General features: G+C 72.2%; 20 protein-coding genes and 1 pseudogene. 18 read left to right on the top strand and 3 right to left on the bottom strand.

Annotation, left to right across the window (positions count from 1 at the left end; genetic code table 11):
* Positions 1 to 586: 586 nt before the first annotated feature.
* The 8 genes and pseudogenes from ACZ6KO_RS00950 to ACZ6KO_RS00985 all read left to right on the top strand — a co-directional run.
* Positions 587 to 772: pseudogene (locus ACZ6KO_RS00950) on the top strand (helix-turn-helix domain-containing protein); the annotation flags it as partial.
* 179 nt (positions 773 to 951) lie between these two features.
* A complete protein-coding gene (locus ACZ6KO_RS00955; protein WP_469301606.1) occupies positions 952 to 1,179 on the top strand; it encodes a hypothetical protein in 228 nt (75 codons plus the stop codon).
* Between the two features lie 11 nt (positions 1,180 to 1,190).
* Positions 1,191 to 1,388 carry a transposase gene (locus tag ACZ6KO_RS00960; RefSeq protein ID WP_469301436.1) on the top strand — a complete coding sequence of 66 codons (198 nt, stop codon included), beginning with the start codon at positions 1,191 to 1,193 and terminating at the stop codon, positions 1,386 to 1,388.
* Positions 1,389 to 1,757: 369 nt separating this feature from the next.
* Entirely contained in the window at positions 1,758 to 1,985 is a 228-nt protein-coding gene (locus ACZ6KO_RS00965; protein WP_469298359.1) for a hypothetical protein, read from the top strand.
* Between the two features lie 145 nt (positions 1,986 to 2,130).
* Positions 2,131 to 3,018: a hypothetical protein gene (locus tag ACZ6KO_RS00970; protein WP_469298361.1), complete on the top strand. Its 888-nt coding sequence runs from the start codon at positions 2,131 to 2,133 to the stop codon at positions 3,016 to 3,018.
* Between the two features lie 309 nt (positions 3,019 to 3,327).
* Complete coding sequence (locus tag ACZ6KO_RS00975) at positions 3,328 to 3,582, top strand: hypothetical protein (RefSeq protein ID WP_469298364.1); 255 nt, start codon at positions 3,328 to 3,330, stop codon at positions 3,580 to 3,582.
* Between the two features lie 96 nt (positions 3,583 to 3,678).
* Entirely contained in the window at positions 3,679 to 4,002 is a 324-nt protein-coding gene (locus ACZ6KO_RS00980) for a hypothetical protein (RefSeq protein ID WP_469298366.1), read from the top strand.
* 130 nt (positions 4,003 to 4,132) lie between these two features.
* Positions 4,133 to 4,984 carry a helix-turn-helix domain-containing protein gene (locus ACZ6KO_RS00985; protein WP_469298368.1) on the top strand — a complete coding sequence of 284 codons (852 nt, stop codon included), beginning with the start codon at positions 4,133 to 4,135 and terminating at the stop codon, positions 4,982 to 4,984.
* 254 nt (positions 4,985 to 5,238) lie between these two features.
* On the opposite strand, the gene ACZ6KO_RS00990 is transcribed toward ACZ6KO_RS00985, so the two are convergent.
* Positions 5,239 to 6,609 carry an aminopeptidase P family protein gene (locus tag ACZ6KO_RS00990; protein ID WP_469298370.1) on the bottom strand — a complete coding sequence of 457 codons (1,371 nt, stop codon included), beginning with the start codon at positions 6,607 to 6,609 and terminating at the stop codon, positions 5,239 to 5,241.
* Between the two features lie 251 nt (positions 6,610 to 6,860).
* Between ACZ6KO_RS00990 and ACZ6KO_RS00995 the strand changes: the two genes are divergently transcribed.
* The 9 genes from ACZ6KO_RS00995 (at position 6,861) to ACZ6KO_RS01035 (ending at position 17,484) form a co-directional block, all read left to right on the top strand.
* A complete protein-coding gene (locus ACZ6KO_RS00995; protein ID WP_469298372.1) occupies positions 6,861 to 9,257 on the top strand; it encodes a collagenase in 2,397 nt (798 codons plus the stop codon).
* Positions 9,258 to 9,396: 139 nt separating this feature from the next.
* Complete coding sequence (locus tag ACZ6KO_RS01000; protein WP_469298374.1) at positions 9,397 to 10,653, top strand: NAD(P)/FAD-dependent oxidoreductase; 1,257 nt, start codon at positions 9,397 to 9,399, stop codon at positions 10,651 to 10,653.
* Positions 10,650 to 11,000, top strand: coding sequence for a (2Fe-2S)-binding protein (locus ACZ6KO_RS01005; protein ID WP_469298377.1), 351 nt, complete (start codon positions 10,650 to 10,652; stop codon positions 10,998 to 11,000). Before ACZ6KO_RS01000 ends, ACZ6KO_RS01005 begins: the two co-directional genes overlap by 4 nt.
* Positions 10,981 to 12,486 (top strand): FAD/NAD(P)-dependent oxidoreductase, encoded by a 1,506-nt coding sequence (locus ACZ6KO_RS01010; RefSeq protein ID WP_469298379.1) that lies wholly within the window; start codon positions 10,981 to 10,983, stop codon positions 12,484 to 12,486. The genes ACZ6KO_RS01005 and ACZ6KO_RS01010 overlap by 20 nt, the downstream gene beginning before the upstream one ends.
* Positions 12,487 to 12,692: 206 nt before the next feature.
* Positions 12,693 to 13,616: a dihydrodipicolinate synthase family protein gene (locus tag ACZ6KO_RS01015; protein WP_401454013.1), complete on the top strand. Its 924-nt coding sequence runs from the start codon at positions 12,693 to 12,695 to the stop codon at positions 13,614 to 13,616.
* A 109-nt stretch (positions 13,617 to 13,725) separates the two neighbouring features.
* Positions 13,726 to 14,730: a proline racemase family protein gene (locus ACZ6KO_RS01020; protein ID WP_469298382.1), complete on the top strand. Its 1,005-nt coding sequence runs from the start codon at positions 13,726 to 13,728 to the stop codon at positions 14,728 to 14,730.
* Positions 14,727 to 15,755 carry a proline racemase family protein gene (locus ACZ6KO_RS01025; protein WP_469298385.1) on the top strand — a complete coding sequence of 343 codons (1,029 nt, stop codon included), beginning with the start codon at positions 14,727 to 14,729 and terminating at the stop codon, positions 15,753 to 15,755. The genes ACZ6KO_RS01020 and ACZ6KO_RS01025 overlap by 4 nt, the downstream gene beginning before the upstream one ends.
* Positions 15,752 to 16,702: an ornithine cyclodeaminase family protein gene (locus ACZ6KO_RS01030; protein WP_469298388.1), complete on the top strand. Its 951-nt coding sequence runs from the start codon at positions 15,752 to 15,754 to the stop codon at positions 16,700 to 16,702. The genes ACZ6KO_RS01025 and ACZ6KO_RS01030 overlap by 4 nt, the downstream gene beginning before the upstream one ends.
* Before the next feature lie 68 nt (positions 16,703 to 16,770).
* A complete protein-coding gene (locus ACZ6KO_RS01035; protein WP_469298390.1) occupies positions 16,771 to 17,484 on the top strand; it encodes a GntR family transcriptional regulator in 714 nt (237 codons plus the stop codon).
* 33 nt (positions 17,485 to 17,517) lie between these two features.
* Here the strand turns inward: ACZ6KO_RS01035 and ACZ6KO_RS01040 are convergent, their stop codons facing one another.
* Positions 17,518 to 18,405: a helix-turn-helix transcriptional regulator gene (locus ACZ6KO_RS01040; protein WP_469298393.1), complete on the bottom strand. Its 888-nt coding sequence runs from the start codon at positions 18,403 to 18,405 to the stop codon at positions 17,518 to 17,520.
* 58 nt (positions 18,406 to 18,463) lie between these two features.
* Positions 18,464 to 19,354, bottom strand: coding sequence for an SDR family NAD(P)-dependent oxidoreductase (locus ACZ6KO_RS01045; protein WP_469298395.1), 891 nt, complete (start codon positions 19,352 to 19,354; stop codon positions 18,464 to 18,466).
* 240 nt (positions 19,355 to 19,594) lie between these two features.
* Between ACZ6KO_RS01045 and ACZ6KO_RS01050 the strand changes: the two genes are divergently transcribed.
* Positions 19,595 to 21,349, top strand: coding sequence for an ABC transporter substrate-binding protein (locus ACZ6KO_RS01050; protein WP_469298399.1), 1,755 nt, complete (start codon positions 19,595 to 19,597; stop codon positions 21,347 to 21,349).
* The last annotated feature ends 8 nt before the right edge of the window (positions 21,350 to 21,357 follow it).

The following is a 21,357-nucleotide window of genomic DNA, read 5'->3' on the forward strand; positions in this document are numbered from 1 at the left end:
CCTGTGACTTCCTGGGGCATGAGATCTCGGCGCTCGTAGGTAGATTCATCGCAGAGCACTCTCTGCTATACCTCCGCCCATCCGGAAAGGGGTTGGGCTTCCGGGAGCAAGCGCTGCTTGCCGATGTACTGACCCGGCACACGCGACGTACGTTTGAAGCGTGGGAGAGGTTCAGGTCGATTGCAGAGGAAGATGGCCCCGATGAGGAGATTCGTCGAAATCTAGAGGCGAGTCGCGAGGCTCTCAAAGTTGAGCTCAATAATGCGATCTCGGCGTTCAGGGAACTCCCCGGGAGTGTTATTTGAGCCCGCAATGAGAAACTGTCAATCCCCTTGAGTGGGTGTCTATTGTTCCCGGGTTTAGGTGATGACTGAAAGCGGGGCGGGGCGAAAGCGGGCAGCTGTAGTTATCCCCTGAGGAGGGTGAACGACCTCCCAAGGGCAAGTTCTAGGGCGAGACGTGACATTCCAAGGAAGCCCCGCCGGATTAGGTTTCGGCGGGGCTTTCGGGGTGCTTGACGGCAACGTTGCCGCTGAGGTTGAAAGGGTGGGGTGTCAGCGGGCGTTGGCGGTGTTACATCCTCGTCATGAGGTACGCGGATGGCGGCGGCCTGACCGCTGCGGGGCGGGCGAGGCGTGAAGCAGTGCGTTTTGAGGCCGCGGAGATGTTCGGGCAGGGGGTGCGGCCGCCGGAGGTGGCCCACCTGTTACGGGTGTCTCGGAAGTCCGCGTACGCCTGGCACGCCGCCTGGCGCGAGGGAGGCTCGAGCGGTGGCGGACGGAGCAGTGGTCACGGGTAAGAAGACGGCCCAGCTCCTGGGCGTGGATGGTCTTCGAAGGCGAGGCCGGGCAGGACCTGAAGCCCGGCAAGGGCCGGACCTGGTCGTGACGCGGGCGGACGCCGCTGATCAGAGTGACGGGCAAGGGTTCCGGCCGGGATTTGATGGCCGGGATGATCTGCGTCAGACCCGGACGCGAGACCAGGCTGATCTACCGGACCCAGACGTACCGGGGCCGTACCGGCGAGAAGAAGGGTTTCCGGGCCCACGAGTTCGCGGACCTGCTGACCTCTGCCCGTCGGCAACTCGGCGGTGCCCCGCTGATCGTGGTGCGGGACAACGCCGGCACCCACCACGCCAAGCCCTTGCGGAGTTCTGCGAACGCAACGGTGACTGGCTGACCATCGGCAAGCTGCCGCCCTACGCGCCCGACCTCAACCCCGTCGAAGGCGTATGGGCCCAGCTGAAGAAGTCCCTGACCAACCTCGCACCCCGCACGATCGACGACCTCATCCCACTCGTGAAGAACCGCCTACGAGGCATCCAACGCCGACCCGAGATCCTCGACGGCTGCATAGCCGAGACCGGACTCGGGCTGGAGCCTCCGTAGCCCTGTCACCCCACCCTTTCAACCTCAGCGGCACCCGAATGCGCGTCGTCGTGCGGCGCGGCGGCCGTGTGTTCGTGCGGGCCGCACCCGCCGAGGGGTGCATCTGTCCCCGTGGCGCTTCCTGCCGGGGACCGGAGGAACCGCAGTTGGTGCGGGGTGCGGACAACGGTCGCGGAATGTTCGCCGTATGTGCAGAACCGATAAAAAACCCGGTCAACACGTGCCTGTTCCGCCACCCTCACCTGCATGGAGCACACCTTCCCCGGCGTCCCGAGCGTTGGGTGGACTATGACAACAGCAAACCACTCGGCAATGTTTCCGGGGCGTCCTGAAGACGACGGACACCACGCCCGTGCAGGGGCCACGAGAGTGGGGAAGTGGACGTATACGCCGGTCTCGAAGGACTGGGACCCGGACGGGAACGCGACGCTGCACCATGAGGGGCGGGACGTGGACCTTCACTACTCGTCCTCGGTTCTCGAGGACTTCCTGGAGGCGATGAGCGCGATCCAGAGCGACTTCGTCCGACGGTCCCAGGAGATGGCCGCGGTCCAGCCGTCCCTCGGCGAGCGCTCCGGGCGGCCCTCCCTTGTATGAGCAGTACGGCCCTTACGAGGCGAACGGCTTCCACATCCGGCCGGAAGCCGCGGCTTTCTGGCCGGGTACCGGCACCAACTCCGGTACGAGCACGAGCACGGGCACCCGTATCGGACCGGGTGCGGGCACCTATACCGGTCCAGGGGTGAGCGCCCATACCGGTCCGGGGGCGGGGCCGGACACCGAACAGCTCGCAGCCCTCGGACAGCCGTTCCCCGGGCTGGGCGAGGTGAACTCCGCGTGGGATCCGGCGGAGGAACTCGCCTGTCTCCTTCAGGAAGCCAGGGGACCGGGGCAGCCGGAGCCGCCCGGCCGGATCGGGTTCGCCGACGCCGGCGACCCGGCCGGTGCCATCGGGTTCGCCGACAGCGGCGACCCGGCCGCCGCCGGTTTCGCCGCCGGGTTGCCCCAGGGCACCCTCAAAGGGCCGCGTCCGGAAGCCTCCCACGGGCACCGGCGGGTTCCGCCGAAGGCCCCGGTGATGACCCTGTTTCGGACGGGCAGCCTCTTCTCCGCCCTGCTGGTCGCCGTCATCGCCGCCGTGGTGAGCATCTTCAGTGGTCTGGCCGTCTCCGACGCCCTGCGCCACAGCGCCGGACCGGGCACCGCGCACGACGTGGTCAACTGGTGGCCCCTGCTGATCTACGGACCCTGGATGGTCGCCTCCCTGTCGATCCTCCGGGCCGCCCTACACCAACGCCGTGCCATCCATTCCTGGTCCATCGTCCTTCTGTTCTCCACCCTCGCCACCCTTCTCTGCGTGGCTCAGGCGCCCCGGACATTCGCCGCGCTGGCGGCAGCCACCCTGCCTCCCATCGCGGCCCTGGCCTGCTTCCAGCAACTCGTCCGCCAGATCACACTCACACGACCACCCCGCCATCCCGTCCCGCGCCATCGCAACCGGACGATCCCCCCGCTCCGGCACCCGGCCACGCCGAGCGGCCCGGGTACCCCGCATCCCGACTACCCGGCGGTGGATCAGAAGGCCGCCGGGCATTCCGTCTCCGGCTACAGATTCCGCTACGGGTCATGAGGGGGCCGTGAGGGGGCCGTGCGGTTCTGCCCGGGCAGCAGCCGGGCACCCGTTGCCGAACGGCAGTCGAGCGTCACTGACTTCTCGGACAACTCGGTCCCTTCCCGGATTTCCACGAGCGTGATCACTTGCATCTCAGGAACGAAGATCGAAACCGATAGGTCACGGTCTGGGCACGGTCTCAGTCCTACGGGTTTGCCGCGCTGAACAGCCACAACCTGGACATCACTGACCGAACCGCGCCCAACCGACCTGATCGGCGCCGCGCTTCAGCGCTCCGTTCCCCGTCCATGGAGAGAGAAACACGTCATGCTGCACGATCTCGCCCGCGCCGAGCGGATCCGGTACGAGCGGCGCCAGGCCGCCGCGTACCAGGCCGGCGAGGAAGCCGTCGCACGCCTCGGGGCCGCCCTGGCCCTCGCCGGCCTGGTCCTTCCCTCCCTCAGCAACGACGGACCGGTGGGCTGCCGTGGCCTGGTCCGGCTCGGGGGGTGCAGCACGGACCTTGCCCACCGGCTCGCAGAAGTCATCGCCGCCGGCGCCCACGCCCTGCAGGAGCAGTAACGGTGAAGAGGCGCAGCGCAGCCTCCTTACCACAAGTGACACACTCGCGGAGGTTCTTGCATGAATGCGTGGCGGCACTTATCCCAGGTCCCGAAGGTGCCCAGCACGACACTCGACCCCTACCGGTTCCCGGGCATACGGGGCTATCCGGACGCGGAGGAACCGGCCGCCCGGGCCCCCCGCGCCCCCCTCCCCGCGCCGGACTGTCCGCCGGGCAGCCTGAGTCCCGCCGACCGCCGCCGCCTTGACCTGCACGCCTGCCTGACCGCCGCGGGCATCTCGCCGCCGGCCGGTGACCTCCGGGCCATCGCAGTGCTCTCCACGCTCGATGACGCCACCAACGCGGTCATCCGACGGTGGATCACCAGTGCCCCCGGCTCCTTCTTCGCCTCACGGCTGCGAACCCCGCCACCGGGTTAGTCCGAACAGGTGGTGCTCGTGGTGCAGATGCGTCACGTCACAGGCCGGGTATGGAGAATGCCTTCTGCCGATGTCGGCCGTGGGGTGCGGGGGGCCTGCGTGAGGTCCTTGAGCTGGAGGTGCACCGCCCGTGACGGCGAACGGAAGTCCCACGGTCAGAAGGCGCCGCCTCGGCGCGGAGCTTCGCCGGCTCCGCCGGGCAGCGGGAATGACGTCCGTGCAGGTGGCGAAGCACCTGCTCGTGTCACAGTCCAAGATCAGCCTCATCGAGACCGGTCGCCGCCCCATCAATCCGCGTGATGTGCGCGATCTGTGCCGGCTCTACGGAGTCACCGAGCGGGAGTTAGTCGACTCGCTGATGCGCATGGCGAAGGAATCGGCCCGGCAGGGCTGGTGGGTTGCCTGCGGCGATGTCCCCTACGGCGTGTACATCGGGCTGGAGACAGAGGCCGCCGCCATCCACTCCTACGAGCCGCTGGTGGTTCCCGGCCTGCTGCAGAGCCGTGCCTACGCGGCGGCCGTCATCGCGGAATCGTTCCCTTGCCCTCCGACCGATCAGGCCTCGGTCCGTCTCGAGGTGCGGTTACGGCGCCAGCACCGCGCGCATCACCCCGCCCGGCCACTGCGCTTATGGGTCGTCCTGGACGAATCCGTACTGCACCGCATCGTCGGCAACCGCGACGTCATGCGTGAGCAACTGGAGCACCTGAACACCCTCGGTGCACAGCCGCACATCACCGTTCAGATGCTCCCGCACAGCGCCGGCGCCCATCCCGGGGCCACAGGCCAGTTCTCCATCCTCACGTTTCCCGATACCGACGCGGGAGTGGTCTATCTGGAGCGCTTCACCGGGGATCTCTACCTGGAGAAACACTCCGACCGGCGCCAGTACCACATCATGTACGACCACCTTCAGGCACAAGCCCTCAACCCCCACGACACACGCCACTTCATCAACGACATGATCAAGACGTACACCTGACGGACCCGAGCCCCCTTGAGCCCCGCCGATGCCGACACCCTGGCCCGTACTGGAGTCGGGGAGAGGCCAAGCGTCTGACGGGTGATCACCCTGATCAGCGGCGTCCGCCCGCGTCGCGACCAGGTCCGGCCCTTGCCGGGCTTCAGGTCCTGCCCCGGTCCCCTCTCTGAGGGGACCGGGGGATGTGCGGCAGTCCGTGAAGGTGGGTGAGCCCTTCTTCCTGTGCCTATTGGGGGCCGGTCAGGGGGAAAGGGTCAGGGCTCCAGGAGGTTGGACATCCAGGATTCGATCGCCGTCGGGGTGCGGGGGAGGGCTGATGACATCAGGTGGGCGCCCGTGGCCGTGATGACCAGGTCGTCCTCGATGCGGACGCCGATGCCGCGCAGTTCCGGGGGGAGGGTTTCGTCGTCGGGCTGGAGGTAGAGGCCCGGCTCGACCGTGAGGACCTGGCCCTCCTCCAGGACGCCGTCCAGGTACGTCTCCGCGCGGGCCTTGGCGCAGTCGTGGACGTCCAGGCCCAGCATGTGGCCGCTGCTGCACAGGGTGTAGCGGCGGTGCAGGTCGCCCTCGGCGTGTTTCAGGACGCCCCATTCGGCGAGGCCTTCGGCGATGACCCGCATGCCCGCCCGGTGGAAGTCGCGGAAGCTCGCGCCCGGGCGCAGGGCGGCGATGCCGGCCTCCTGGGCGGCCAGGACCAGTTCGTACACCTGGCGCTGGACCGGGGAGAAGCGCCCGGAGAGGGGGAGGGTGCGGGTGATGTCGGCCGTGTAGAGGGTGTCCGTCTCCACGCCCGCGTCCAGGAGGAGGAGTTCGGAGGGGTCGAGCGGGCCGTCGTTGCGGATCCAGTGCAGGACGCAGGCGTGCGCGCCGGACGCGGCGATGGTGTCGTAGCCGGTGCCGTTGCCCTCGGCGCGGGCCCGCAGGCCGAAGACGCCCTCGATCCAGCGTTCGCCGCGCGGGTGGGCCAGCGCCCGGGGCAGGGCGCGGACGACGTCCTCGAAGCCGGAGACCGTGTGGTCGACGGCCAGTTGGAGCTGGGCGACCTCCCATGGGTCCTTGATCAGGCGGAGTTCCGAGAGGGTGGTTGCGAGGGCGGCATCAGTTGCCGCGTTGCGGGCCGGCGGGGTGCCGAGCGTGTCGAGGTGGGCGCAGCGGATGCCGGTCAGGCGTTCGGTCTCGGCGAGGTCGGGGCGGCGGCCGACCCAGAACTCGCCGTAGCGACGGTCGCGGTAGAACTCCTCGTTGCCGTCCGCGCGCGGTGAGCGGGGACGGAGGTACAAGACCGCCTCGTGGCCGTGCGGGCCGTTCGGCTCCATCACCAGGACGTGGCCGACCTGGTCCTCGCCCGTGAGCCCGGTCAGCCAGGCGTACGCGCTGTGCGGGCGGAAGCGGTAGTCGCAGTCGTTGGAGCGGACCTTCAGTTCGCCGGCCGGGACGATCAGCCGCTCGCCGGGGAAGCGGGCCGAGAGGCGGTCGCGGCGGGCCGGGGTGACGGCGTACGCGGCGGCCCGCGCGGTGGCGGGGAGCGGGGACGGGGCCCAGTCGCCCGCCATGAAGCGGGACAACTCGGCTGATACCGGCAGGTCGTGGCTGCCGATGTTGAGGGTGGGAGGGGCTTCGGCCATCGGGGCTCCCCGGGGGTGGGTGAGAAGAGGGCGAGAACTGGTGGGTGCACAGGTCTTGTCAGTGCAATTTCACATTACTATGTTACAGCTCACACACCGGCACGTTAATCCCCGTCAAATGCCTTGTGGCGCAGGGTGGTTCGTCCATCCAGGCGGTTCGCCCGTCCGGGCGGTTCGTCTATCAGGGCAAGCACTTCGCCCGTCCGTTCGCGCACCAACCCCCACGTTTCCTCCCCAACCAGGAGTTCTTGGTGTCCAAGCACAGAGCCGTACGCTCTTCCCTCCTCGCCTCCGCCATCGCCGTGACCCTCCTCGCCGGCGCCGGACAGGCCACCACCCAGGCCGCCCCGCAGGTCCCCGCCACCTTCACCCAGGGGAGTCAGGCCGAACACGCCCATGGCGAGAACCCCTTCGACGAGGTCGACCGCCTCGGTTCCGCCCCCGAGGTGCTGCCCGCCCCCGCCTTCGCCCCCGGCGGGACCGCGCCCGGCAAGGCGGCCGGCCAGGTGCCCGGCGCCGCCCCGGCCGAGCAGAGCGCCGTACCGCTCACCCCGCAGGCCGAGAAGGAGAGCAGCCGCAAGCTCGCGCAGGGCGCGCCCACCGCCCGCTCCGTCGCCGCCGGCGTCCCCTGCACCCTCGACGGGATCACGGGCCTGTCACCCGAGCAGTTCGCGGACTTCCTCGCCGACCCGGCCGTCCTGGCCAACGGCTGTCTGCGCGGGCTGATCTGGACCTGGGACGCCCGCCTGGCGCCCGTCATGTCCGACGCCCACGTGCAGGCCGTCTCCCGCCGGATATCCGGCCTCGCCGCCTCCCACGACGGCAAGAACTCCTCCCACCTGGAGGAGATGTTCACCTACCTGCACGCGGTCGTGTACCACGACTTCTCGCGCGGTGAGATCGACGTCACCGACGCCCCGACCGTCGACGCCATGCGCCGCGCCGTCGCCGACTTCGGCAACGCCGCCCGCACCTTCGACGCCACCCCCAGCAACGCCAGCACCCTGCGCGAGGCCCTCTACGCCGCCAGCGGCCCGGGCCTGCGCCAGCACCAGCTCCCGCTGATCACGAAGGTCCTGGCCACCATGGACCCGGCCCACCCGGCCACCCACCTCGACGCCGGCTGGGCGGGCGCCGCGCTGGCCGCCCTCTCCGTCAACTACCTGGGCGTCTACCCGGGCAACCAGGACGCCGCCTTCCACGCCGCGGTCGCCGCCGACCCGGCGTACCGGGCCGCGTTCAAGGCGTTCGCGTCGTACGCGCACCTCAAGGGCACGGGCAACGCCTGGGTGGTGCGCGACGCGCTCAGCGAGTACGCCCGCTTCGGGCAGGTCGCGGGGCTCAAGGACCAGATCGCCGCCGACCTCGGGGGGCTGCTGGAGCCGGTCAAGGCGACCTTCGGCAACGGCAGCGAGCCGTGGGCGAAGGTGGTCTCCTGGCTCAACTTCTACGAGGCCTGCAAGCCGTACGGGGTGTGCAAGGAGGACATCGAGAAGCAGATCTTCCCCCACACCTACACCTACGACAACGGTGCCATCAAGGTCCGCACCGCCCTCGACCGGGCCACCGTCGACCAGCTCTACTACGCGAGCAAGCAGGTCAAGGCGCAGTTCCACCGGGTCCTGGGCACCGACCAGCCGCTGGCCGGCGACCCCAATGCCGCGCTCAACATCGTGCTGTACGCCTCCCGTGCCGACTACGAGAACTACCACCCCATCCTCACCGGCATGGGCACCAACAACGGCGGCATCTACATCGAGCGCGGCGCCACCTTCTACACCTACCAGCGCCGGGTGCCGCAGGACTCCTCCCTCACCCTCGAGGAGCTCTTCCGCCACGAGTACGTGCACTACCTCAACGGCCGCTTCGCCGTCCCCGGCTTCTTCGGCGAGGGCCCCTGGTACGAGGGCGACCGCACCACGGCCATGGACGAGGGCACGGCCGAGTTCTTCGACGGCGCCACCCGCGACAACGGCATCGCCGTCCGCAAGTCGCTGGTCAAGAGCATCATCAACGACACCGCCGGCGGCGGCCCGCGCATGACGGTGGAGCAGGTGCTGAACGCCACCTACGACGGCGACGGCTTCCGCTTCTACAGCTACGCGGGCACCTTCTTCGAGTTCCTGTGGACCGAGGAGCCCTCGCTGCTGCGCGAGATGTACACGCACCTGCGCACCAACAACGTGGCCGGGTACGACGCCTGGCGGCACCGGCTGTCCGCCGACACGTACCTCCAGCGCGACTACGACCGCTTCCTCGACGCGCAGATCGCCAAGGTGGACCAGCTGTTCGTCCCGAACACCACCTTCACGCCGGGCGACCAGCTGCGCGACTCCGCGCTCGCCTCGGTGAAGTCCTCGTTCGCCACCGCCACGTACAACACCCCCGACTGCGTGGAGAACGGCGAGCCCGGCAAGCGGCGCTTCACCTGTACCGGGCGGATCACCGCGAACCTGAAGGACTGGCGCAGTGACGACCAGAACTTCAAGGACATGAGCGAGACGGTCGACTACTTCATCCTCGACCGGGCGGGCGCGGCCTCCAACAACCTCGCCGACATGAACTGCAGCTTCGGACCCGTAGAGATCTGGTCGAACAAGGTGGCCGGTACCTCCGGTTACAGCTGCGAGGGCCCGCTGCGCGGCTGAGCGGCGGCAGGCAGTACCGGGGCCGGCCCCGATACGCGAACGGGGGGCGGGGCCGGCCCCCTGCACCGGTCCGCCGACCCGTGCGGCGGACCCTGGGCGGACCCTAGGCACCCTCTAAAGAATGTGACATATTACTGCCGTGCTCAACAGACACCCTCTGGACGCCGTGATCATCGGCGCCGGCGTCGTCGGAGCGGCGTGCGCCTACTACGCCGCGCGCGCCGGACTCTCCGTGGCCGTCGTCGACCGGGGCCCCGTCGCCGGTGGCACCACCGGCGCCGGGGAGGGCAACCTGCTCGTCTCCGACAAGGAGGCGGGCCCCGAGCTCGACCTCGCCCTCCTGTCCGCGCGGCTGTGGCGCGAACTGGCCGACGTGCTCCCGCCGGAGACCGAGTACGAGCCCAAGGGCGGCCTCGTCGTCGCACCCGACGAGACCACCCTCAAGGCCCTGCGGACGTTCGCCGAGGGCCAGCGGGCGGCCGGCGTCGAGGCGGCCGAGGTGAGCGCCGACGGCCTGCACGACCTCGAACCCCACCTGGCGCGGGGCCTCGCGGGCGGCTTCCACTACCCGCAGGACGCCCAGGTCCAGCCGGCCCAGGCGGCCGCGCGCCTGCTCGCCGCCGCCGCGGCCGCCCCCACCGGTGCCACCCTGCACCTGGGCGAGGAGGTCACCGCGATCCTGCGCGACGCCTCCGGCGCGGTACGGGGCGTCCGCACCGCGCGGCGCGAGCTCCTCGCCCCCGCCGTCGTCAACGCCGCCGGCACCTGGGGCGGGACGGTCGCCGGTCTCGCCGGCGTCACCCTGCCCGTCCTGCCGCGCCGCGGCTTCGTGCTCGTCACCGAACCCCTGCCGCGCGTGGTGCGGCACAAGGTCTACGCCGCCGACTACATCGCCGACGTCGCCAGCGGATCCGCCGCGCTGCAGTCCTCGGCCGTCGTCGAGGGCACCCCGGCCGGCCCGGTGCTCATCGGCGCCACCCGCGAACGCGTCGGCTTCGACCGCTCGCTGTCCACCGAGGCGCTGCGCCGCCTCGCCGGGCAGGCGGCCGCGCTGTTCCCGGTGCTGGCGGACGTCCGCGTGCTGCGCACGTACCACGGCTTCCGCCCCTACCTCCCCGACCATCTCCCGGCGATCGGCCCCGACCCGCGCGTCCCGGGCCTGCTGCACGCCTGCGGCCACGAGGGCGCCGGCATCGGACTCGCCCCGGGCACGGGCCTGCTGATCGCGGCCGCGCTCGCGGGCACCGCCCCCGCCCTGGACCCGGAGCCGTTCCGGCCGGACCGTTTCGGCGACGGCGCGGGGCCGGACGGGCCGGGGGACCCCCACGATCCGGTCGATCCCGCCGGTCCGGTCGATTCCGCCGGTCCCGCCGCCCCGAAGGAGGCCGCCCCATGAACCGCCCCACCGAACCGGCCGGCGGCACGGGTACGTCGCGCACCCCGCGCGCGCTGGTCGGCGGCGCCGCGCAGGCGGCGTACGCGATCGAGTTCGACGGCCGCGAGATCCCCGTGCTCGCGGGCCAGAGCATCGCCGCCGCCCTGTGGGGCGCCGGGATCCTGTCCTGGCGGACCACCCGCGACGGGGCCGCTCCGCGCGGCGTGTTCTGCGGGATCGGCAGCTGCTACGACTGCCTGGTCACCGTCAACGGCCGCCCCAACCAGCGCGCCTGCCTCGTCCCGGCGCGGGCGGGGGACACCGTCACCACCCAGGAAGGGACGGGCCATGCCGAGCTCGCCGTCTGAGCCCACTGGTCCCAGCGAGCCCACCGACCTCGCCGACCTCACCGATCTCGCCGATCTGGCCGTCGTCGGTGCCGGGCCGGCCGGGCTCGCGGCCGCCGTCACCGCCGCCGGACTCGGCCTGCGCGTCACCCTCCTGGACGCGGGGACACGGCCCGGCGGGCAGTACTACCGCCACCCGGACCCCGCCCTGGGCGCCGCCCGCCCCGAGGCGCTGCACCACGACTGGTCCGCGTTCGCGCGCCGCGAGGCGGCCCTGCGGGCGCACATCGCGGCCGGCCGGATCGACTACCTGCCCGGCCACCACGTCTGGACGCTGGTCCCGGCCGTACCGGCCGGGAGCGGTCCCCACGGCTGGCTGCTGCACGCCGTCGGCCCCGACGACACCGCCGCCCGCGTCCGGGCGCGCGCCGTGCTGCTGGCCACCGGGGCGTACGAGCGCCAGCTGCCCTTCCCCGGCTGGACGTTGCCCGGGGTGATCGGCGCCGGCGGCGCGCAGGCGATGCTCAAGGGCGGGCTGGTGCTGCCCGGCCGGCGCGTGGTCGTCGCCGGGAGCGGGCCGCTGCTGCTGGCCGTGGCCGGTTCGCTCGCCGCCGCCGGGGCCACGGTGCCCGCCGTCGTCGAGGGCGCGTCCTACCTCGGGTACGCCGGCCGGGTGCCGGTGCTGCTGCGCAACCCGGGCAAGCTCGCCGAAGGCGCCACGTACGGCGGGGCGTTGCTGCGGCACGGCGTACGGCTGCTGACCCGGCACGCCGTCACCGCGGCGCACGGCAGGACCCGCGTCGAGGCGGTGACCGTGGCCCGGCTGGACAAGGACTGGCGGCCGGTCCCGGGCACCGGACGCCGGATCCCCTGCGACGCGGTCGCCGTCGGGCACGGGCTGGTGCCCCAGCTGGAGCTCGCCACCTCGCTGGGCTGCGCCACCTTCACCTCGGCCGACGGCACCCCCGCCCTCGTCCTCGACGACGACCAGGCCACCTCCGTGCCCGGCATCTGGTCGGCCGGTGAGACCGGCGGCATCGGGGGCGCGCAACTGGCCCTGGTGGAGGGCGAGCTGGCGGCCCTGGCGGTCGCCTGCACCGTACGGCCGTCCGCGACCGCGGCCCCGCCGGCGGTCACGGCCACGGCCGACGACCGCCGCGCCGCGCGGCTGCGCCGCCGCCGCGCCCGGCTGCGGGGGTTCGCCGACGCCATGGCCGCCGCCCACCGCCCCGGCCCCGGCTGGACCGGCTGGCTGGACGACGACACCGACGTCTGCCGGTGCGAGGAGGTCCCGGCCGGGCGGATCCGGGAGGCGGTCGCCGACCTCGGCGCGCGGGACGCCCGTACCGTCAAACTCCTCACGCGCGCCGGTATGGGCTGGTGCCAGGGCCGGATGTGCGGTCCGGCCGTGGCCGCCCTGACCGGGCAGGATCCCGCCGCCGACCGCCGGCCCTTCTCCTGTCCGGTACCGCTGGCGCACTTGGCGGACCTGCCCGCTGACGGCTGATCAGCCGCCGGAGCGCCGGGCGGACCTCCGCCGGCCGACCGGCGCATGCCCGGCCGATGTCCGGCCATGCCCGGCCGATGCCCGTCGAATGCCCGTCGAATGCCTGTCGATTGGTCCTCGATCGCCCTCGATCCGCCCGGGCGTGGCCCTTGTGGCCACATCGAACCCACTAGTAAAATGTCACACACCACACTAGGGAGTCACCCATGACCCACGCGCCCACCCCCGCGCCCCGTCCCCGCACCCGCCCCTGGCACGGCATCATGGTCGCCACCGCCCTCCCGCTGCGCGAGGACCTGTCCGTCGACTACGACGCCTACGCCGAGCACGTGGCCTGGCTGATCGCCAACGGCTGCGACGGCGTCGTCCCCAACGGCTCCCTCGGCGAGTACCAGACCCTCACCGACGAGGAGCGCGCCCGCGTCGTGCGCACCGCCGTCGAGGCGGCCGGCGGGGACGGCGACCGCGTCATGCCGGGCGTCGCCGCCTACGGCAGCGCCGAGGCCCGCCGCTGGGCCGAGCAGGCCGCCGAGGCGGGCGCCGGTTCCGTCCTGCTGCTGCCGCCCAACGCCTTCCGGGCCGACGAGGACGCCGTGCGCGCCCACTACGCCGAGGTGGCGCGGGCGGGCCTGCCGGTGGTCGCGTACAACAACCCCATCGACACCAAGGTCGACCTGACCCCCGCCCTGCTGGCGCGGCTGCACGCCGACGGCAGCATCGTGGCCGTCAAGGAGTTCAGCGGCGACGTCCGCCGCGCGTACGAGATCGCCGAGCTGGCCCCCGGACTGGACCTGCTCATCGGCGCGGACGACGTCCTGCTCGAACTCGCCCTCGCCGGCGCGGTCGGCTGGATCGCCGGCTACCCCAACGCCCTGCCGAACTCCTGCGCCACGCTCTACCGGGCCGCCGTCGCCGGTGACCTCGCCACCGCCCTGCCGCTCTACAAGTCCCTGCACAGCCTGCTCCGCTGGGACTCCAAGACCGAGTTCGTCCAGGCCATCAAGCTGTCCATGGACCTGGCGGGCCGTCCGGGCGGGGCCACCCGGCCGCCGCGCTTCCCGCTCACCGGGGAGACCGAGGCCGCCGTCCGCGCCGCGACCGAGAAGGCCCTGGCCGAGGGGCACAACTAGGGCCGGGGCACCGGATCCGCGCCGGGCGACCCGCACCGGCGCGACCGACCCGCACCGGCCCGACCCGTACCCGACCGATCGTCCACGCACAGCCGACAGGGGGATCCCCATGCGCACCCGTCACGTCTACCACGCGGTCGACTCCCACACCGAGGGCATGCCGACCCGGGTGATCACCGGGGGAGTCGGGGTGATCCCCGGCGCCACCATGGCCGAGAAGCGGCTGCACTTCATCGAGCACATGGACCACGTCCGTACGCTGCTCATGTACGAGCCGCGCGGCCACTCGGCCATGAGCGGCGCGATCCTCCAGCCGCCCACCCGCCCCGACGCCGACTTCGGCGTGCTGTACATCGAGGTGTCGGGGCTGCTGCCGATGTGCGGGCACGGGACCATCGGGGTGGCCACCGTCCTGGTGGAGACGGGCATGGTGCCCGCCGTCGAGCCGGTCACCACCGTCCGCCTCGACACCCCGGCCGGGCTGGTGAGCGTGGACGTCCGGGTCGAGGACGGCGAGGCCCGCGCGGTCACGCTCACCAACGTGCCGTCCTTCTGCGTCGGGCTCGATCTGAAGGCCGACGTCCCCGGGTACGGCACGGTCACCTACGACCTCGCCTACGGCGGCAACTTCTACGCCTTCGTCGACCTCGACGCCCTCGGGCTGCCCTTCGACCGGGCCCGGAAGGACGACCTCCTCGCGGCCGGGCTGGCCGTCATGGACGCCATCAACGCCGGCCCCGACCGCCCCGTCCACCCCGAGAACCCCTCCATCGCCGGCGTCAAGCACGTCTACCTGGCAGCCCCCGGCTCCGACGCCACCCGCTCGCGCCACGCCATGGCCATCCACCCGGGCTGGTTCGACCGTTCCCCGTGCGGTACGGGCACCAGCGCGCGCATGGCCCAGCTGCACGCCCGCGGCCTGCTCCCCGTGGGCCGGGACTTCGTCAACGAGTCCTTCATCGGCACCGAGTTCACCGGTCGGCTGGTCGAGGAGACCACCGTCGGCGGCCGGCCCGCCGTCGTGCCCACCGTCACCGGGCGGGCCTGGATCACCGGCACGGCACAGTACTTCCTCGACCCGTCCGACCCCTTCCCCGGAGGGTTCCTGCTGTGAGCACCATCCGTACCGTCCGCACCACCGACTACCACACCGCCGGCGAGCCCTTCCGGATCGTCGACGCCGCGGCCGGCGGGCTGCCGCCGGTGCCCGGGGACACCGTGGCCGAGCGCTGCGCCACCGTCATCGGCCCGGGCGGCTCGGGCACCGCGCCGCGCCGGGGCGGGCTGGACGACGTACGGCGGCTGCTGGTGCAGGAGCCGCGCGGGCACGCCGGCATGTACGGCGCCTTCGTGGTGCCGCCCGACGACGACGGCGCCCACTTCGGGGCGCTGTTCTGGCACAAGGACGGCTACTCCACCGCGTGCGGGCACGGCACGATGGCGCTCGGGGCGTGGGCGGTGGACACCGGCCGGGTCGCGGCCCCCGACGACGGCGAGGTCCAGGTGCGCGTCGACGTGCCGTCGGGGCGGGTCACCGCGACCGTCCACCGCGACGGCGGCCGTACCACCGGCATCACCTTCCGCAACGTCCCCGCCCGCGTGAGCGCGCGCAAGGTGCCGGTCGCCACGTCGTCCGGCGTCGCCGAGGTGGACCTCGCCCACGCGGGCGCCTGCTACGCCTCGGTCGCCGCCCGTGACCTCGGACTGGAGGTCACGCGCGCCGCGCTGCCCGCACTGACCCGGGCCGGCCAGGAGATCCGCGCGGCGCTCGCCACCCACCCCGGCACCTGGCACCCCGACAGCGCGCTGCTGTCCGGGGTGTACGGGGTGATCCTCTACGAGGAACTGCCCGACACTCCCTTCGGACCGCACCAGCGCAACGTGACCGTGTTCGCCGACGGCCAGATCGACCGTTCGCCCTGCGGATCGGGCACCTCCGCGCGGCTGGCCCTGCTCGCCGAGGACGGCCGGCTCGGCAGCGGCGAGGACCTGCTCCACGAGTCCGTGGTGGGCTCCGTCTTCACCGGGCGGATCCTGGCCGGCGGGGTCACCGAGGTCACCGGCACCGCGTACCGGACCGGCGAGCACGCCTTCGTCGTGGACCCCTACGACGCCCTGGGCGCCGGGTTCCAGCTGTGACCGCGCTGCCGCAGCTGGGCGAGGGGGACGTCCTGCGGCTCCTCGGCCCGGCGGGTGCCGCCGACGCGCTGGCCGGCGTCCTGCGGGCGGGCCTCGACCCGGAGGCCTGCCCGCAGCGCACCTCCGTGGCCGTGCCCGGCGGCGAGCTGCTGCTGATGCCGGCCGCGACGGGGGCGTACGCGGGCGTGAAGATCGCCGGGGTCGCGCCGGGCAACGCCGCGCGCGGGCTGCCCCGGATCACCGGGTCCTACCTGCTGCTGGACGGGGCGTCCCTGCGGCCGCTGGCCCTGCTGGACGGCGCCGCGCTGACCGCGCTGCGCACCCCGGCGGTCTCCGCGCTCGCCCTGCGGTACCTGGCGCCGGCCGGCCGGCCGCTGCGGCTGGTGCTGTTCGGGTCGGGGCCGCAGGCGTACGGGCACCTCGAAGCGGTGCTCGCGGTGCGGCCGTTGGCGGAGGTCCTGGTCGTCGCGCGCAACCCGTTCGGGGCCGGGAAGCTGGCCGACCACGCCCGTACGCTGGGCGTCCCCGCCCGGACGGGTACGGCCGAGGACGTGGCCGGGGCAGACTTGATCGTCTGCTGCACGACCGCGCGCGAACCGCTGTTCGACGGGCGGCTGGTGCCGGCGGGCGCGACGGTCGTCGCGGTCGGCTCGCACGAGCCGGACGCCCGCGAGACCGACACGGCGCTGGTGCGGCGGGCGGCCGTGTACGTCGAGTCGCGGGCGGCGGCGCTGCGCGAGGCCGGGGACCTGCTGGTGCCGGAGGCGGAGGGGGCGATCGGGCCCGGTCACATCACCGGGACGCTGGCCGATCTGGTGACCGGCCGGGTGCGTCCTCCACAACCGGGAAGTTGTCCACAGCTCTTCAAGAGTGTGGGCATGGCCTGGGAGGATCTTGCGGTGGCGGTGGCGGTGTACGCGGCGGCCGGGGAGAACAGCGAAACGTGACATTGTACGCTGTTCCTCTGCTGGGGGCACCGCCCAGCGGTAGCTGGGGGATCTTCGGAGGACATGCGATGGGCGACCTGAAGCAACACAGTCTCATCAAGGCCCAGGAAAGGCTTCGTGACCAGGTCGGTCATGCCCTCCGTGCCGCCCTGATAGCGGGCGAACTGCGCCCCGGCAACGTCTACTCGGCACCGGGCCTGGCGACCGAGCTCGGCGTCTCGGCCACCCCCGTGCGCGAGGCCATGCTCGACCTGGCCCGCGAGGGCCTGGTCGAACCGGTGCGCAACAAGGGCTTCCGGATCACCGAGGTCAGCGAGCGCGACCTGGACCAGTACACCGAGCTGCGCACGCTGATCGAGGTGCCGATGATCGGCCGGGTCACCCGGCTCGCCACGGCCGGGCAGCTGGAGGAGCTGCGGCCCATCGCCGAGGAGATCGTCACCAGCGCCCGCGAGCACAACCTCATCGGCTACCTGGAGGCCGACCGCCGCTTCCACCTCACCCTGCTGGGCCTGGCGGGCAACGAGCGGCTGGTGGAGACGGTCGGCGACCTGCGCAAGCGGTCGCGGCTGTACGGACTGACGGGCCTGGACGAGGCCGGCAAGCTCGTCTCCTCCGCCGAGGAGCACCTGGAGCTCCTGGACCTGATGATCGCCGGTGACGCCGAGGCGGCGGAGGCCTGCATGCTCCGCCACCTCGGCCACGTGCGCTCGCTGTGGGCCCAGGGCCGCGACGAACCGGTGGGCCGCATCGAGGGCGGCCTGGGCAGCGGGCTGCGGTAGCGGGCTGCGACAGCCGCCTGCGGGCCGCCGCCCTCAGTGGCCCGGTCCGCCGGCCGCCGCCGAGGCGGTGGCGGCCGGAGCCTCCCAGGCCAGCAGCATCCGCAGCGCGTCGTGCGACGGGGTGCCCGGCTCGGCGGCGTACGTGATCAGGGCCTGCTCGGTGTCGTCGGCGGCGCGCAGGGTCTCGTAGGAGAGCTCCAGGTCGCCGACCACCGGATGGTGGTACAGCTTGGTGCCCGAGGTCTTGTCCTGCACCGGGTGCTGCGCCCACCACGTGCGGAACCGTTCGCTGCGCAGGGACAGTTCGCCGATCAGCTGCGCGAGCCGCGGATCGTCGGGGTGCCGTCCCGCCTCCAGGTGCAGGTAGGCGACGTTCTCGCGCGCGCATCCCTCCCAGTCCCCGAACAGCGCGCGGGAGGCGGGGTCGAGGAAGGTGATCCGGGCGATGTTGCGCTCGGCGGGAGCCAGGGCGCCGTAGTCGCCGAACAGGGCACTGGCGGCGGAGTTCCAGGCCAGGATGTCCATCCGCCGGCCCATCACCACCGCGGGCACGTCCCGCAGTTCGTCGAGCAGCCGCCGCAGCATCGGCCGCACCTGCTGGGGCCGGGCCGGCGCGCGCCCGGCCGCGGGCCGGACGGTGCGCCGCGGCCCGGCCAGGTGGCGCAGGTGCGTCCGCTCGTCCTCGGTCAGCCGCAGGGCGCGGGCGAGCGCGTCGAGCACGGAGTCCGAGGGGTGGGGGACGCGGCCCTGTTCCATGCGGGTGTAGTAGTCGACGCTGACCCCGGCGAGCTGGGCGACCTCCTCGCGGCGCAGACCGCTGACGCGTCGCCGGCCGCCGTAGTCGGGCAGGCCGATCTCCTGCGGGTGCAGGCGGGAGCGGCGGGTGCGCAGGAAATCGCTCAGGCTCGTGGAGGCGGGCATGCCCCGATTCTGGCCGACGGGGCGGGGCGCTGCCTGGCCCTGCCAGGACCAGGCAAGGTCACACGGCCGCGACCGGGGTCCACGGGACGGCCGGGATGACGGTCACCAGCCCGCCGTCGACCGCGATGTCCTGGCCGGTGATGTACGAGGAGCGCGGCGAGAGGAGGAAGGCCACGGTCTCGGCGACGTCCTCGGCCTCGCCCAGCCGCCCGAGCGGGACCTCGGCCCGGATCGCCTCGTGCGCGGCGACGTCGGGGATGTTGGCGTGGAACATCTCGGTGACGATGTAGCCGGGGCTGACCGAGTTGATCCGGATGCCGCGCTCCGCGAGGTCGCTGCCCAGCGTACGGGTGAGGTTGTGGACGGCGGCCTTGCTCGCCGCGTACACCGGCGCGTGGGCCATGCCGCGGTGCAGGGTCCACGAGGCGTTGATGACCACCGAGCCTCCGGCACCTCCGGCACCTCCGGCAGCTCCGGCGCCTCCGGCGGCGAGCAGCGGCAGGGACTTCTGCACGGTGAAGAAGACGCCCTTGAAGTTCACGCCGATGACGTGGTCGAAGTCCGCCTCGCTCACCTCGGCCGCGCGCTGGAAGACCCCGACGCCGGCGTTGGCGAAGACCCCGTCGAGCCGCCCGTGGCGTTCGCCGATCACGGTGGTCAGCCGGTCCAGGTCGGTGACGGAAGCGGCGTCGGCCCGTACGGTGAGCAGCCGTTCGCCGCCGTCGGAGGCGGCCTTCAGCCGGTCGGCCGCCCGCTGGAGACGGGCGTCGTCGCGGCCGGTGACCACGACGTGGGCGCCGGCGTCCAGCAGCCGGCCGGCCGTGGCCAGACCCATACCGCTGGTCCCTCCGGTGATCAGGACGACGCGGTCGCGGAACTCGGTGGCGGTCGCGGTCGCGGTGGCTTCCGTGGCGGTCGCGGTGACTTCGGTGGTGTGGTGGTTCGTCATGCCCGTAGCCTCGCCCGCGTCCCGCCGGCCCGGCCAGGCCCGCCGTGACCCTGGGTCCACCAGGGCCACCCTCGCGACCCGCCCCCCGGCGGCCCGCCTTCCCGTGGCCCCCCAACTCGCCCCGCCCACCCCTGTTTTGGACACGGCTGGATAACAGGGAGCCCGACCCCTTGTCAGTGCAATTTCACATTACTATGTTACCGGTCACATCACAGAGTGCCGCCCTTCCCTGGAGTGACCATGACCAAGCGCACCCAACTCGCCCTCGCCACCGCCCTGGTGGCCGCACTCGGACTCGGCGTCACGGGTTGCTCCGGTGGCACCACCAAGGGCGCGGGCGGCGGGGCGGGCGCCGCCAATCCGGCCGCCGCCAACGACGGCAAGACCCTCGGCGGGACCCCGGTCAAGGGCGGCACCCTCACCGTCCTGTCCAACCAGGACTTCTCCCACCTCGACCCGGCCCGCAACTGGACCATGCCGGCCATGGACTTCGGCACCCGGCTGCTCTACCGCACCCTGGTCACCTTCAAGGCCGAGCCGGGCGCCGCCGGCAGCGAGCTGGTCCCCGACCTCGCCACCGACCTCGGCACCCCCTCCAACGAGGGCCGCACCTGGACCTTCACCCTCAAGGAGGGCGTGAAGTACGAGGACGGCACGCCCATCAAGGCCCAGGACATCAAGTACAACGTCGAGCGCTCCTTCGCCCCCGACCTCACCGGCGGCCCCGACTACGCCGCCCAGTACCTGGCCGGCACCGAGGGCTACAAGGGCCCCCTCCAGGGCAAGCACCTCGACTCCGTCAAGACCCCCGACGACCGCACCATCGTGTTCGAACTCAAGCGCCCCGTCGCCGAGTTCTCCGCGACCGCCACCCTGCCCACCTTCGCGCCGGTCCCGCAGTCCCAGGAGAAGGGCACCCAGTACGACGCCCGCCCCTTCTCCTCCGGCCCCTACAAGATCGAGACCTACGACCGCGACAAGAAGCTGGTCCTGGTCCGCAACGAGCACTGGGACCCCAAGACGGACACCGTCCGCAAGGCCTACCCCGACCGGTTCGTGGTCGTCATGGGCCTCAAGGGGGTCCAGATCGACGACCGGATCATCGCCAGCGACGGCGCCGACGCCTCCGCCGTGGAGTACTCCAACATGCGCCCGGAGAGCGCCCCCAAGGTGCTGCCCAAGCCCGACGTCAAGGCGCGCCTGCTCGCCGAGTCCCAGGGCTGCACCACGATGCTGCACCTGAACAACTCCCGGGCCCCCTTCAACGACCCCAAGGTCCGCGAGGCCATGCACTACGCCCTCGACAAGGAGGCCGTCATCACCGCCGCCGGCGGCCCGGCCCTCAACGAGGTCGCCACCGCCTACCTGCCGCCCGCCCTCACCGGCGGCAAGCAGGCCGACACCCTGAAGACCGCCCCGGCCGGCGACCCCGCCAAGGCCAAGGAACTCCTCAAGGCCGCCGGCAAGGAGCGCCTCAAGGTCTCCCTCGCCGTCTCCACCGGCGACAAGAACCGCGCCGAGGCCATCCAGCAGGGCCTGGCCCGCGCGGGCGTCGAGGTCGTCATCGACACCGTCGACCCGGGCGCCTACTACGACTCCATCGGCGACCTGTCCACCACCCCGGACATGACGTTCACCGGCTGGTGCCCGGACTACCCCTCCGGCTCCACCTGGATCCCGTTCGTCTTCGACGGACGGACCATCAAGGAGAAGGGCAACCAGGGCAACTACAGCCAGTTCCGCGACGAGGCCGTGCAGAAGCGGATCGACGAGATCAACGCCATGTCCGACGCCAAGCAGGCGGGCCAGGCCTGGATCGACCTCGACGCCGAGATCATGAAGAAGGCCCCCTCCATCCCGGTCCTGCTGGAGCGCAAGCCCCTCCTCGTCGGCACCAACATCGCGGGCGCCTTCGGCCACCCCGTGTGGACCGGCAGCATCGACTACGCCACCGTCGGCCTCAAGGACCCGGCCAAGAGCCAGGGCCAGGGCTGAGAGCGGAC

This window comes from Streptomyces sp. NPDC042102, from assembly GCF_055582305.1.

Coding starts and splice junctions, on each gene's coding strand:
- ACZ6KO_RS01015 (WP_401454013.1), top strand. CDS start 12,693: ATGACCCACGCGCCCACCCCCGCGCCCCGTCCCCGCACCCGCCCCTGG.
- ACZ6KO_RS01040 (WP_469298393.1), bottom strand. CDS start 18,405: ATGCCCGCCTCCACGAGCCTGAGCGATTTCCTGCGCACCCGCCGCTCC.
- ACZ6KO_RS01005 (WP_469298377.1), top strand. CDS start 10,650: ATGAACCGCCCCACCGAACCGGCCGGCGGCACGGGTACGTCGCGCACC.
- ACZ6KO_RS00975 (WP_469298364.1), top strand. CDS start 3,328: ATGCTGCACGATCTCGCCCGCGCCGAGCGGATCCGGTACGAGCGGCGC.
- ACZ6KO_RS01020 (WP_469298382.1), top strand. CDS start 13,726: ATGCGCACCCGTCACGTCTACCACGCGGTCGACTCCCACACCGAGGGC.
- ACZ6KO_RS01035 (WP_469298390.1), top strand. CDS start 16,771: ATGGGCGACCTGAAGCAACACAGTCTCATCAAGGCCCAGGAAAGGCTT.
- ACZ6KO_RS01050 (WP_469298399.1), top strand. CDS start 19,595: ATGACCAAGCGCACCCAACTCGCCCTCGCCACCGCCCTGGTGGCCGCA.
- ACZ6KO_RS00990 (WP_469298370.1), bottom strand. CDS start 6,609: ATGGCCGAAGCCCCTCCCACCCTCAACATCGGCAGCCACGACCTGCCG.
- ACZ6KO_RS01010 (WP_469298379.1), top strand. CDS start 10,981: ATGCCGAGCTCGCCGTCTGAGCCCACTGGTCCCAGCGAGCCCACCGAC.
- ACZ6KO_RS00955 (WP_469301606.1), top strand. CDS start 952: ATGATCTGCGTCAGACCCGGACGCGAGACCAGGCTGATCTACCGGACC.
- ACZ6KO_RS01045 (WP_469298395.1), bottom strand. CDS start 19,354: ATGACGAACCACCACACCACCGAAGTCACCGCGACCGCCACGGAAGCC.